The sequence below is a fragment of the Shewanella sp. FJAT-52076 genome (assembly GCF_019457455.1).
Lineage (GTDB): Bacteria > Pseudomonadota > Gammaproteobacteria > Enterobacterales > Shewanellaceae > Shewanella > Shewanella zhangzhouensis.
Map to the genome: position 1 here is coordinate 2,845,770 of NZ_CP080415.1, position 13,118 is coordinate 2,858,887.

The following is a 13,118-nucleotide window of genomic DNA, read 5'->3' on the forward strand; positions in this document are numbered from 1 at the left end:
GAATGCGACAGTTACAGAGCCTGAAGCGCAAACTCACCATACTGTTTTACCTGATTGCTTTAATGACAGTCGGGATTGGGGTTATTGCTGTTTCTCTGTCGCAGTCATTGAAATTGCAGGTGGATGCCATGGTGGCCAACGATCTGGCAGAGGTTCGTCTGGCCATGTCCCAGGTGAGGCTGGCAGAGCAATTGCAGACGACCGTCGCCAAACTCGAAAACGTGGTCGATGACAAGGAGCGCAGCACCCTGCTAAGGGAGTTGTCGGCCCAGTGGCAGCAATTACTGACCGGCACTCAAAAACTTGGCAGCTTTCACCACAGTGACGACCAGACATCGGCGCTTGGTGAGCAGGCGATGATGCAGCAGCAGATGCTGAGTACACTGGCGCGACTGGACGAGTTAAGCAGCCAGGCGCTGCTATCCCGATTACAGGTCGCCAACCTTATTCAGAACCTCAACGACATGCAGGCCGGTTTTGTCAAGGAATACAGAGACTACCTCGGAACTCTGGATGAACAAGCCCGGGATGCCATGGCCAAGGGCAATATTCCGACTCTGAATACCCTGCTCGCAGACCATCGTATCAACTCAGAGTTTTTACATCTGGGTGAACGGTTGTTTGCCACCCTGCTGCGAACCACAGAGCATATGCCCTCGATGGAGATCAATACGCTGCAGCGCCAAAGCCTGAGACTCTTACGGGAAATGGAGCCCTTGGTAATACAGCTCAATGACAAGGAATCGGCGAACAATTGGCTGGCACAGCTGAAACATCAAATGGTCGGTACTGACAACCTGTTTGAGCTCAGCCGCAACCAACAAAAGCGCCGCGACGTAGCGGGGACGCATTTTGACGAGCATGCGAGTATGGCCCGCCTCAGTGCAGACTTCTTCCAGGAAGAGTTCCGTCACAGAGATGAAGACATCCGCAACGCTGGCCTGGACCTCAAGCGGGATGCCATGGCTTTTTTGGTGTTGATTGTCGTTGCCGGCATCGTATATTGCGGCCTGATTTGGCTCACCAACTGGCACTTTATTGCCAAAGGGATCATCAATCCCGTGATTGCCACCCGCAATGCCATGAACGACATAGTCAATGAGAAGCTGGATACCGTTCTGCCCAAGGCCGACAATTTAGAGCTTCAGCAGATGGTCACTTCACTCGAAACGCTCAAGAGCTACGCCGCTCAGGTAAAAGCCATCTCAGAAATTGACGGCCTGACCGGTATTCACAATCGGCGCTACTTTGACCTCAAGCTCGATGCCGCTCTTGCCCGTCACAGTCGGGAGCACGTCCATCTCGGGCTAATCATGTTTGACCTGGATTATTTCAAGCAATTCAACGACACCTACGGCCATCTGGCCGGGGACCAATGTCTTAAGGATGTTGTAAACCGGATAAAGCAGCTATTGCCCAATGGCAGTGAAACCTTTGCCCGCTATGGCGGTGAGGAATTTGTTCTGCTACTGCAGGACTACGACTGGCGGGCCTTACGACACATCGCCGAAGAGATCCGTGAGAGTGTTGCCAACCTGGCCATTCCCCATCGCGAAGCCCCCGAAGGTATAGTCACGCTGAGCATGGGCATAGCACACCTGCCACAAGATCAGCAGGTTACGGCGCAGGAACTGATTGCAACCGGGGATACTGCATTGTACCGGGCAAAACGCCGTGGCAAAAACTGTTGTGAATTCATGGTTGTCAGCTCAGGCTACGAGCCCAAACCCGGCGATCCCTTGATTTAATTGTCACCAAACCCCATTGAGGTTAAAAGGAAATCAATTGGGAGCAACATGGCGGCACTTATCATCGTCAGTTTTCTGGGGATACTCAGTATTTACTGGATAGCCTCGGGCCCTTCCCGTCGCCACAAACGACACCAGAGTCTTGCCAGGGGCGTATTTCCAGCCAGCTGGCGCGCCATACTCAAGAAACGGGTAGCCCACTACCCTTTGCTGCCGGATCACCTGCAACAGGAGCTCAGGCGAAAAATCCTGATTTTTCTCGGAGAAAAACAATTTATTGGCTGCAATGGCTTTGAAATCACCGACGAAGTCAGGGTGACCATTGCCGCTCAGGCGTGCCTGCTACTGCTTAACCGAGACAGCGATTTCTACCCGGGCCTCAGGCAAATTCTGGTGTACCCCAACGCCTTCTATGTAAATCGCAGTGAGCGGGATGCCGCCGGCGTGGTGTGGGAGCGCCATGCCCTGCTTTCCGGTGAGTCCTGGAGCCAGGGACAGGTGTTGCTCTCATGGCACGATGTCACTGAAGACTGCCGGCACCCCTTCGATGGGTTTAACGTCATCATCCATGAGTTTGCACACCAACTGGATCAGGAAGATGGCCAGGCCGACGGCGCGCCGCCGCTGCCCAGCAGTGAACGTTACCAAAGCTGGTCGAGCATCATGCAACGGGAATACGACCTCCTGTGCCAGGCTGCAGACGCCGCTCAGCCAAGCCTGTTCGACTATTACGGCGCCACCGCACCCGCCGAGTTCTTTGCCGTCGTCAGTGAAACCTTTTTCACCCGCCCCGAACCCTTCGCAGCCCACCACCCAGAGCTCTATGAAGAATTTGCGCGTTTTTACCGGTTGGATCCGGTCCAGTGGCGATGATATGGTGGCAAAAACACCATAAAACGAAATGAATCAATGATAAGAAAAGCATTGTTACTGGCAGCTGTGCTTGTGAGCAGCCAGAGTATGGCAGGAGAGCATGAACAACAGCAGGCCACCCAAGTGCTCGACGCCCTGCACCAGCATGCGGCGAGCGCCAATTGGGATGCGTATTTTTCGCTGTACACTCAGGATGCGGTGTTTCTCGGCACCGACGCCAGCGAGCGTTGGGGCATGGTGGAGTTTCGCCAATATGCCAGCCCCACCAAAGGCTGGCGCTATGAGCCTCGTCGCCGCGACTTTGTGGAACACGGCGACACCATCATGTTTGATGAGCTGTTGTATAACGAAAAATACGGCCTTACCCGAGGCAGCGGCGCCCTGGTTAAAACCGCTGATGGTTGGCGGATTTTGCAATATCACCTGAGCTTTGCGGTACCCAACGATGTATCCAAAGACATCGCCAGGCAAATCATGGCGTTTGAGGCCAAATCAAAGGCTCAGTGACGCACGGCCACCGAGAAACACACATTGGCGAGTTGGGTAAAGTGGGTAAAACTGCCAAACTCATCATCGCCAAAATTGCGGCCCGATACGCCCCTGTCAGCATAAAACAGCCCTATCACCTTGCCGTCCATTTCCAATGGCGCCAGTAAAAAGCCACTCTTGGCCAAACGCTTGCGTAAAGGCTCATCCAGATTGAGCCGCCAACGTGGCGAATCGGGGGAATCGATGTTTAAGGGTTGCTTTAAATCAATCACATGACGAAACAGATGATCGGGCTCAGTAATATCAATAACAAAGTCACGCTTGATGTTGTCAGCATTGTCGCCAAGCACAATACGGGGCTGGAGCATCTTGCGACTGGGCGACAACAGCAGCACGGCGCAGCTATCCACCCCCACACCGTTTAGTATTCCCTCCAGCGTGGTTTGCATCACCTGATTGATATCGGCCTTGGCCACCGCGAAACCAGTGAGCTCACGGAGCTTTTTCAGTTGTATATTCACATCCCCTTCGCGCCAGCGTCCTTCATTGAGGCTTTCCTGGTTTTCCATCAAGCGATTGGGGTTTGGTAAAAACTCCACCAATACCTTGGCGCCATAGGCATCGGCCAGCTTGTGGGTCGCATTGGCACATTGAATAGCTCTGGCCTTAAAATCATCGGGTTTCAACCCCATCATTTCGGCGCCCTGACGCACCCGCTTTTCAAGTTCGGCGTGGTCGGGATAGGTCTCTGCTAGCTCCTGCACCAGCTTGTTGGCCACAAAAATGGCGCGGATTTCCGGCATCCGCTCATCGGGATTGTTGAGTGACTTGATGAGTACTTCCCCAAGCCCCCAATTACGCGCCAATCCCTGAGTCAGTTGGCTGAAACTGGTCCCCAGATGTTCACGAACCTGAGAGAGTACTGCAGCTGGGTCTTCGACGCCGTCAAGGGCTCTGTCCAATTCATTGGCGAGTGGGCCCCCCATGCTCCAAAAGGCGCTTTCACCAAGGTGGTATAACAGTGCTGCAATAAAGGCTTCTTCCTGCATTTCCTCATCGTGGGCAGCAAGCATCATCCTGGCCAACATGGCGGCCTGAAATGAGCGTGCCATCAATTTCAGCAGCCTTTGATACACACCGGGAGTGAGATTTTTATTTTCCAGCAAGCTGGAGAGGAGTTTGGCGGTAATACAGATATTACGAATAGTATCAAAACCCAACACCACAGCAGCGCGGCTCACTGTCGTGACCTGGCTGATGCCCTTGTTATAGGTAGCACTGTTTGCCACACGCAGGATACGGGATGTGAGGGCATTGTCGTGCATCACGCTACGGCCCAGTATCGCCATAGAGGAGACATCATCCTTTGCCAACTTTTCCAGGGTTTTTACCGTTGAGCACAGGGCAGGCATTTCCTGCTCACTGATCCTCTTGGTCCAATAATCCACACCCTTGGGTTCGCCAACGTTGTTTTTCAATGGAGGTTCACATGTGAAGAGAATGTTTTCCGATTATAGACAGGGATTTGCCGGTAAGGCGACTGCCCGGCGTCAACTTTTAACTGGCAGGTCAAATTTACGGCACCAAAAGTGGATTATCAAAAAAAAGCGGCCCAAGGAAGGCCGCAAAACACAAGCAACGTGGTTGAAAACAACAGCATGGGAAGTCTCACCCAGAGGGAGAGAAAAGCCCCGCACGGCACGTAGGAAACCGTGCAGGGTAAAAGGGAGCAACGACTATCAGTGGAACTGTTCTTCCTCGGTGGAACCGGTCAGTGCGGTCACTGACGAGGCACCGCCCTGGATGATATTGGTCATCTTGTCGAAATAGCCGGTGCCCACTTCCTGCTGGTGTGCCACAAAGGTATATCCCTTGCTGGCGGCAGCAAACTCGGCTTCCTGAACCTTCTCCACATAGTGCTTCATGCCTTCGCCACGGGCGTAGTCGTACGCCAGGTCGAACATGTTGAACCACATATTGTGGATACCTGCCAGGGTGATGAACTGATACTTGTAACCCATGTCAGACAAGTCCTGCTGGAACTTGGCGATAGTCGCGTCGTCCAGGTTCTTCTTCCAGTTGAAAGAAGGTGAGCAGTTATAGGCCAGCAGCTGATCCGGGTACTTGGCATGGATGGCCTCGGCAAAGCGACGGGCTTCTTCCAAATCCGGCTTGGCAGTTTCACACCAGATGAGGTCGGCGTATGGCGCATAAGCCAGACCGCGGGCGATGGCCTGGTCCAGACCGGCACGGACACGGTAGAAACCTTCACTGGTGCGCTCACCTGTGATGAAGTCGCTGTCGTATGGGTCGCAATCCGAGGTCAGCAGATCGGCAGCATTGGCGTCGGTGCGGGCAATAACTAGGGTCTCTACCCCAGATACGTCAGCTGCCAAACGGGCCGCAACCAGCTTTTGTACCGCTTCCTGAGTGGGCACCAACACCTTGCCGCCCATGTGACCGCATTTCTTCACCGAAGCCAGCTGATCTTCAAAGTGCACACCGGCGGCACCGGCATCAATCATGGACTTCATCAATTCGTAAGCATTGAGTACACCACCAAAGCCGGCTTCGGCATCGGCCACGATTGGCAGGAAGTAATCAACGAATTTGTCATCTTCCGGGCCTACGCCGTTGCTCCATTGGATCTGGTCGGCGCGGCGGAATGAGTTATTGATACGGCCAACCACAGCTGGCACAGAGTTGGCGGGGTACAGCGATTGGTCCGGGTACATGGTTCCGGCCAGGTTGGCATCGGCGGCCACCTGCCAGCCAGACAAATAGATGGCTTCAATGCCAGCCTTGGCTTGCTGTACGGCCTGACCACCGGTCAGGGCACCGAGGGAGTTCACATAACCTTTCTTGGCACCACCGTTGACCAGGTCCCACAGTTTGGCTGCACCACGCTGGGCCACAGTGTTCTCGGGCACAAAAGAGCCGCGCAGTGAAACCACTTCTTCGGCAGTATAAGGACGGCGCACACCTTTCCAGCGTGGGTTTTCGGCCCAGTCCTTTTTCAGTGCGTCAATTTGTTCCTGGCGGCTGATGTACTTGCTCATGGTGACTCTCCTTTGGGGTGTTAGGGTCTGCCCGCCACGCATGTGGCGGGTAAGATGTTCTATGTTTTCAGGGATTAATCAGTGTTCTTGTTTGGTCAGCAGCTCGTAACCCGGCAGTGTCAGGAAGTCGACAAGCTCGTCGGCAGTCGTGATTTCCTCCAGCAGCACCGCCGCCTGGGTAAATCTGCCGTGGGTAAAGCGTTCGTTGCCTACTTCTTCTTTGACGTTGGCAAGCTCCTCCACCAGCATCTCCTTCAGCAGGGCCTTGGTCACAAGTTTGCCGTTGGACAGGTGCTTTTGATGGTGGATCCATTGCCAGATGGAGGCGCGGGAGATTTCCGCCGTGGCGGCATCTTCCATCAGGCCATAAATGGGTACACAACCATTGCCACTGATCCAAGCCTCGATGTATTGCAGCGCAATGCGAATATTGAGTCGCATACCGTGCTCGGTGCGCTCACCCTCGCAGGGTGCCAGCAGCTCGCTGGCCAAAATCGGGGCATCCACATCGCGGGTGATGTGCAGCTGATTGCAGTGGTCATCACCTATAAACTGGTTAAACACAGCCATCGCCGTTTGTGCCAGACCGGGATGGGCTACCCAGGTGCCGTCATGGCCGTTACGGGCCTCCAGCTCCTTGTCTTTGCATACCCGCTCAAGTACCAGGCGGTTAGCTTCGGCATCTTTGGCTGGAATGAAAGCCGCCATACCGCCCATCGCAAGGGCTCCCCGCTTGTGGCAGGTTTTAATCAGCAGGCGCGAATAGGCACTGAGGAACGGCTTATCCATGGTGACCTGCTGTCTGTCGGGCAACACGCGATCACTGTGGTGTTTTAAGGTTTTGATATAGCTGAAGATGTAATCCCATCGGCCACAGTTGAGCGCCACTATGTTGGAGCGCAGCTCATAAAGGATTTCGTCCATCTCAAACACGGCCGGCAGGGTTTCTATCAAACAGGTACACTTGATGGTGCCCGGCTCGAGGCAGAAGCGCTCTTCGGTAAAGGCAAATACCTTGGCCCACCAACGCGCCTCAAGATGGCTCTCCAGCTTGGGGATATAAAAGTACGGCCCACTGCCTTTGCTCAGCAACTGACGGTAGTTGTGGTAAAAGTAGAAGCAGAAATCAAACAGGGCTCCCGGGATAGATTGACCGTTAAACTCAACGTGTTTTTCTTTGAGGTGTAAACCGCGCACCCTGGCAATCAGTACCGCTGGGTTATCGTTCAAGCGATATTCTTTACCGGTGTCTGGCGCTGTGTACTCTATGGTGCCACGCACCGCGTCTCGCAGGTTGATTTGCCCCTGCACCACCTTTTCCCAGCTGGGTGCCAACGAATCCTCAAAGTCGGCCATAAAGACTTTCACGTCAGCATTCAGGGCGTTGATGATCATCTTGCGGTCCACGGGACCTGTGATTTCCACCCGGCGATCCTGCAAATCGGTGGGTATGCCGCGAATGGTCCACTTGCCATCCCGAATAGCGCGGGTTTCAGGCAGAAAATCCGGCAGCTCACCTTTATCAATGCGAACCTGACGTTCTTTACGCTTCGCCAATAAGACATCCACGTCGCCTGCAAATCTGGCACACAGGGACTCAAGCAGCGACATTGCTCCTTCAGTAAAGACTTCTTCCTGACCCTGGATGTGATGACCCGCCAGCTTGAGCCCGGTCAGTGTCTGTGGCTGCTCCATAATTTGCTCTGTCATGGTGTTATCCCCGATTGTCGGTTTCCCCGCGGCTTGCGGATTGTATATTGCGTATTTTCACGCCATTACAAGCCAGCAAAAACCGTCAAATGTTCGTTTCAGACCAAAAACTAGCGATAAACATTTGTAATTGCAACAGTCGAAAAGTCGTACAAACGAAGAAATTGCGAGCAAGATCTCACGAAAAAATTGGTCAGACCAAACAGGGGAATATAAAATAAACATTTGTTATTTATCTAGTTTCTATAGGTCAAATTCTAATCACTCAAAACTTGTGTGAAATTTGTCTTACCAACATACCAATATACAAACAAAGTAATTTATTAGGTAATTTACTTACACAATGTAAATTAATAAATACACCAAACTCCGCATTTGACTTTGGTCGTAACATCCAGAATCGTTTCGCGCTGCCCTCAGCGTAAGCTTGCATAACTCTTTATTTACAATGACTTAAGCAAAGTCGATAAAAAGGCGGAGTTAAACGCTTGTTTTAATTTCACCTTTACGTAAACGTAACCAAACAAACAAGGAGAGTGCCGGGGTTTAATACTTGCGTCGCCAGATCAACAAGCCAGTAACAATTGGTTTAATCATGAAAAAATTCAAAATTTTTAAATTTTTTTGCAAAAAATCATCTGATGAATACCACAAATGCCGTTTACCGCCCCGTTGAGGTTCAGAGCCAAGCCCAAGAGCGGGTTACAACTTGACCAGAAGATGACTCGATTGAACAGCTTGATGTGCATTAAGAGCGCCGAAACAGCAGCCCTTCCCCCCATCGCGGCCTCCGTCCCAGGCAAACGATATTGATTGTGCACTTCGATGGGAGTCAGGCGCAGCTAACCCAGCCCCGCCAGAGTCCTGGTTTTACACATCACAGCTGTCGTCCCCCTTGAAGCACTAAAAGCACAGCCACGGATAATCGAGAGCTGCACAGGTCTTTACCAGTGCGAGTTCTTCCGTATCCAGCCCATTGGAAGTCCTCACCGGATGAAAAAGGACAAACACGATGAGGCTTCAACAGGAATGGGGGGGAAGTGAGAGGCGCTTGAGCTTGATGCATGAGAGACTTGATGTAAGAGAGGATGAACGTCAGAAAGGCTTTGGCCAGCTGCATGTCATATCAGCACATCTGCCGGGAGATTAGTGGGATGCAGGGATGGGATGGCATCAGCGTGCAGGCCCAGCGTATTTGTCAGACGATTAGTGCAGAGGCTGCAGAGGCTGCAGAGGCGGCAAGCATCAATATCGATACATCAACTACCAGCGCGCTACTTTAAAGATAGGCCTCTCATTGAATGTTAAGCCGCGCCAGCAAATCAAAACCGCATAAGAGGTTTGCTGATGAGTGGATAGCCGCTTACGGCTATCTTAAGGAGTTGCAACCTTATCAGACGGCTCCACGCTGACCTGGGATTGCCCCGGCACTCCTGCATAAGTAGCGCTCTGGTTGGAAGACTCATTGCCGGTTTTACCATCTGACGCCATAGCTGATTGGGCAGCGCTGACTGATGATGGCGTTTGATTTCTGCTTTGCACAGACGAGTTTTCCTTGGTATCGCCGAAAGCCTGAGTATGGTCTCCCTCAAGCTCCGCAAAGCCGTAGCTGACGACACGGTTGCGTCCCAGATGTTTGGCCCGGTATAAGGCCAAATCGGCTCTCTTTATCATGGGATCCAAGCTTAAGTCACCCTTTTGCCACTCGGTCACCCCAAAACTGGCGGTAAGTTTAAAGCTGTGTCCCGAATAATGGGTGTTCACCCCGGCAATGGCCTCTCTGCAGCGCTCAGCCACTTCCACCGCCTGCGCCCCCGAAAGCCCAGGCAAGACCAGCATAAATTCCTCTCCGCCAAAGCGGCACAGAATATGGTTATCGGCCAATTGTGGCCGAATCACTTCCACCACTTTTTTCAGAGTCCAGTCGCCTGTGGCATGGCCGAACGCATCATTGATCCGCTTAAAATTATCCAAATCCAGCAAAACAGCAGCCGTCGGCTCACCTCGCGCCATACAGCCAATCAACGCGTTTTCCCCCTTCTCCTGCCCCGTGGCCCGGTTATAGGTTCCTGTGAGGCCGTCACGCTGCGCCAGGCGCATGTACTTGTTGCGCTGAGACAATCCGGTTGCCAGAAACACAGATAAAAATAAGGTAATACCCGTCAGCACGGTAGATATCATCAAAGAGCCGGAATGCTCCCGGGAGATGGTTTCCTGCCTCACCAGATAGCTATCCCTTTCACTGTTCAGCAAGGCGATTTCCCGCTGCTGCTCAACAAAATTAAACTTGGCCGCCTGGTACGCCATTTCCCGGGCCTTGGTTTCGTTCAACAGTTCATTGGCATAATGATTTTCATGTTTTTGGGCTTCATAGGCAGTAACAAAGTCGTTGCTTCTCGCCTTCAGTGTGGCCATCACATACCAGGCGTCTTTCAGTGCCTTATTGTCGGCACCTTTGCTGTCGATAGCTTCGACAGCGGCGGCCTCCGCCTTCTCCCAATCACCAATGTCGAGGTAGGCCTTTGCCAGCGCGCTTTGGGTACTGGCTATCTCAAGTTGGAAGCCAAGGGTGCGATACTCTGCCAGCGCCTGCTCCATCAGGGTGATGGCATCCTCAATCAGGTTTGACTCATGGCTGATAAGCCCACGAGACTTAATGGTCATCACAGTAATGAGCCGCCAGCCATGCTCCTGACAATAATCGCCGGTTCGCTGAAACGCCTCCGCAGCACGGGGCAATTCTCCCGACTCCTGTATATAAGCGGCAATATAGAGGTTGGCGTAACAGATATCCTTGGTATTGGCCTCATCAGCCAACTGAAGCGCCCTCTGGGCATAAAGCCCCACCTCTTCATAAAAACCGAGCTGGTAGAAGAGACTCGCCGCCCGAATGTAGGCATTGCGTTGTACGTCCTTGTCTGAAACTGTTTTTACCAGTTCAAGCCCGAGCTTTAGGTAACGAAGGGACGATTCGTAATCACCAAGCAGCTGATAACCTGTGGCAAGGTAGCCATAAACCAAGTGCAAATGTCGGGATGAAAACAGTTGTGACTCAGCCACTTTCAGATCATTCACACCGGCTTGATAGGCCCCTTCGTACAATTGCTCTCTGCCCAGGATCATCTTTAACTGACCGAGTTCTTCCGCATCGAGCTTCTTTTCGGCTGTTTTTAAAACATTAATGAGCTCTGTTTTTCTCTCAGAAGGACCGTGCTGCATGTTTATAAGCTCATTCAGCATTGCGCGATAGTCTCCATTCGCCACGGCAAGCCAGGGCAAAAAGAGCCAAAGCGCTAACACAAGTGCAGCACGGTAACAGGTCATTTACGCATCATTCCCGTTATAAATCACAACCAGGGACTGGTACTGCTCTTCACCGCCAAGGGCCTTGAGTTTGGCTTTATCGCCACTCATGATGGCTTGAATTTCATCCTCACTCAGGCCGTGCTGGCGCATCACGCCTTCGGGGTCCTTTTTATATGCCTCCAGCAGGGCAGCATCTTCCCCGAGCTGCTTTAAAAAATCTGTCAGTTTTGACACCTGGTTCTCCTTATTTTCCGCTGTCGTGGTTTTGTCGCAAAAGCACTTGCCCCGTCAGGCAAGATCCTCCGGGCTCAGCCCAAGCCGGGCCAATACCTCAAGATTGTATTCAAGCCGCCTGGCAGGCGGCACCAACAGGGTTGTCGCAGGGCCCATGGGGGCGCTTGGTAACTCGTTAAGTTTTACCCGGTGCACACTGGGTTCATGCACCGGCAAAAATGCAGCTTCATAAAGCACAACCTCATGCTCCGGCGGATACCACTGCATCAGATGTTCCACCAACACCTGTAATCTGTCTGAACTGGTATGGAACTTGGTCAGCGTGTGTTCGCCGGCAAGGGCTATTTGCCAAAGCAGCAAATGGCAACATGGGTTAGGCACATGTTGATAAAACAAAAACTGGCTGGCTTCCATACTTTGGTGACCACTTTGCCCGGGGTCGATACCCAGATCGGCCCAAAGGCAATCTTCGGCCGAAATGCCGGGTTCCATCCAGGCATCAAACCCCTCCCTGCGGGCACGGCTTATGGCCATGTGCGGCACACAGGCAAACACACCCGGATGCCCATAAAACGCCCCGACCACTTTTTTACCCGCTCGCACCGCTGCCAGCATAGCCTCTGTCATTTGCTCGTAGGTTAACCGCCGGCTCTTTACCTCATCCCCCTGAGCATAAAATTGCTGGAGATTGACCACATTGGGATTCAGTTCCTCGAGATAATGCTGGGCAAAACCATCAGGCAACAAACTGAATACCAGTTCGGCGTTGATGATGTGACTCTTGGCCCGGACGCTAATCTGTCCTGCCAACCCTATCCCTGTGCCCACACAGACCAAACTACCCAAGACCTACTCCGAGTTCCTGCTCAAAAGTCACATTTTTATAACTTTCCGGGCGTATTGCAATACACAGGGCGCTCTTTTTCACCCTAAACAATCGAGCTAACCCTATTGATAATCAATCATTTTTTAAGAATGCTCTTAATTAGACAGACTTATCAACCCTAAGTATGAGTGATAACAACATAGAAACCAGCGAACCTTCCGGCGCAACCATGGTCAAAATCCGGCAAATGAAGGGTTTTCGGCAACCGCCCTTGTCAGTTTGACCCAGCCTTGGGTATGATGGCCCGCAGTTTTTAAGGAATAAGCACTCACGATGTTGAACAAGAAGCAAAGTCTTACCCTGCTGGGGGCCGCAGCCCTCTCACTGTCTCTCTCTGGCTGCAGTGTTTTTGATTGGCTGGTGTATAAGCCTGATATTCCTCAGGGTAACTACATGGAGCCGCAGCAGGTTGAAAAGCTCAGAATCGAGATGACCAAGGAGCAGGCCGAATATGTACTGGGCCGTCCCGTGCTCAGAGACAGCTTCGCCGACGATACCTGGTACTACGTGTATCATTTCAAAAGCGGTCGTGACGCCAGTGTCATTCACAAGGAATTAGTGCTGTATTTTGAAAATAATCAACTGGTTAAAGTAACGGGTGATTATGAACTTTCCAGCGAGTTCAATACTCCACTGGAACAGAGTAAGCTGCCGAGTGTGAATGCCGCCGAAGCCGTGCCTCAGGTGCCTGAACAACGCGGCGATGAAAAGCCTTTGGTGGAAGAAGGCAAGGAAAACGATCCCAGGGCCATTCGCAAGTTCTGATATGAAGGTGTGATTCGCCCAATAAAAAAGCGCCCAGAGGCGCTTTTT

The 13,118-nt window shown here is 52.3% G+C and carries 10 protein-coding genes; 4 read left to right on the top strand and 6 right to left on the bottom strand.

What is annotated here, in order from left to right; all coding sequences use genetic code 11:
* The first annotated feature begins 2 nt into the window (after window positions 1-2).
* Genes K0H79_RS12440 through K0H79_RS12450 form a run of 3 tightly spaced genes read left to right on the top strand, consistent with a single transcriptional unit; the run spans window position 3 to window position 3,128 of the window.
* Entirely contained in the window at window positions 3-1,748 is a 1,746-nt protein-coding gene (locus K0H79_RS12440; protein ID WP_220076018.1) for a diguanylate cyclase, read from the top strand.
* Between the two features lie 48 nt (window positions 1,749-1,796).
* Window positions 1,797-2,621, top strand: a complete 825-nt coding sequence (locus K0H79_RS12445) for a zinc-dependent peptidase (protein WP_220076019.1) — start codon at window positions 1,797-1,799, stop codon at window positions 2,619-2,621.
* Window positions 2,622-2,657: 36 nt separating this feature from the next.
* Window positions 2,658-3,128 (top strand): nuclear transport factor 2 family protein, encoded by a 471-nt coding sequence (locus K0H79_RS12450; protein WP_220076020.1) that lies wholly within the window; start codon window positions 2,658-2,660, stop codon window positions 3,126-3,128.
* Here the strand turns inward: K0H79_RS12450 and K0H79_RS12455 are convergent.
* From K0H79_RS12455 to K0H79_RS12480, 6 genes are all read right to left on the bottom strand, one after another.
* Complete coding sequence (locus K0H79_RS12455) at window positions 3,122-4,588, bottom strand: HDOD domain-containing protein (protein ID WP_220076021.1); 1,467 nt, start codon at window positions 4,586-4,588, stop codon at window positions 3,122-3,124. The two genes, K0H79_RS12450 and K0H79_RS12455, sit on opposite strands and share 7 nt — an antisense overlap.
* Window positions 4,589-4,849: 261 nt before the next feature.
* Window positions 4,850-6,169: an isocitrate lyase gene (gene aceA / locus K0H79_RS12460; protein WP_220076022.1), complete on the bottom strand. Its 1,320-nt coding sequence runs from the start codon at window positions 6,167-6,169 to the stop codon at window positions 4,850-4,852.
* 78 nt (window positions 6,170-6,247) lie between these two features.
* Window positions 6,248-7,879 (bottom strand): malate synthase A, encoded by a 1,632-nt coding sequence (gene aceB, locus K0H79_RS12465; protein ID WP_220076023.1) that lies wholly within the window; start codon window positions 7,877-7,879, stop codon window positions 6,248-6,250.
* A 1,374-nt stretch (window positions 7,880-9,253) separates the two neighbouring features.
* Window positions 9,254-11,002, bottom strand: a complete 1,749-nt coding sequence (locus tag K0H79_RS12470; RefSeq protein WP_220076024.1) for a GGDEF domain-containing protein — start codon at window positions 11,000-11,002, stop codon at window positions 9,254-9,256.
* A 201-nt stretch (window positions 11,003-11,203) separates the two neighbouring features.
* Window positions 11,204-11,419 carry a hypothetical protein gene (locus K0H79_RS12475; RefSeq protein ID WP_011760495.1) on the bottom strand — a complete coding sequence of 72 codons (216 nt, stop codon included), beginning with the start codon at window positions 11,417-11,419 and terminating at the stop codon, window positions 11,204-11,206.
* 54 nt (window positions 11,420-11,473) lie between these two features.
* Complete coding sequence (locus K0H79_RS12480) at window positions 11,474-12,265, bottom strand: SAM-dependent methyltransferase (RefSeq protein WP_220076025.1); 792 nt, start codon at window positions 12,263-12,265, stop codon at window positions 11,474-11,476.
* Window positions 12,266-12,578: 313 nt separating this feature from the next.
* Between K0H79_RS12480 and K0H79_RS12485 the strand changes: the two genes are divergently transcribed.
* Window positions 12,579-13,070 carry an outer membrane protein assembly factor BamE gene (locus K0H79_RS12485; RefSeq protein ID WP_220076026.1) on the top strand — a complete coding sequence of 164 codons (492 nt, stop codon included), beginning with the start codon at window positions 12,579-12,581 and terminating at the stop codon, window positions 13,068-13,070.
* Window positions 13,071-13,118: the final 48 nt, after the last annotated feature.

What these genes read in the sequence shown, in the direction of transcription:
- K0H79_RS12440 (WP_220076018.1), top strand. Translation starts at nt 3, where the DNA reads ATGCGACAGTTACAGAGCCTGAAGCGCAAACTCACCATACTGTTTTAC.
- K0H79_RS12470 (WP_220076024.1), bottom strand. Translation starts at nt 11,002, where the DNA reads ATGATCCTGGGCAGAGAGCAATTGTACGAAGGGGCCTATCAAGCCGGT.
- K0H79_RS12450 (WP_220076020.1), top strand. Translation starts at nt 2,658, where the DNA reads ATGATAAGAAAAGCATTGTTACTGGCAGCTGTGCTTGTGAGCAGCCAG.
- aceA (WP_220076022.1), bottom strand. Translation starts at nt 6,169, where the DNA reads ATGAGCAAGTACATCAGCCGCCAGGAACAAATTGACGCACTGAAAAAG.
- aceB (WP_220076023.1), bottom strand. Translation starts at nt 7,879, where the DNA reads ATGACAGAGCAAATTATGGAGCAGCCACAGACACTGACCGGGCTCAAG.
- K0H79_RS12445 (WP_220076019.1), top strand. Translation starts at nt 1,797, where the DNA reads ATGGCGGCACTTATCATCGTCAGTTTTCTGGGGATACTCAGTATTTAC.
- K0H79_RS12485 (WP_220076026.1), top strand. Translation starts at nt 12,579, where the DNA reads ATGTTGAACAAGAAGCAAAGTCTTACCCTGCTGGGGGCCGCAGCCCTC.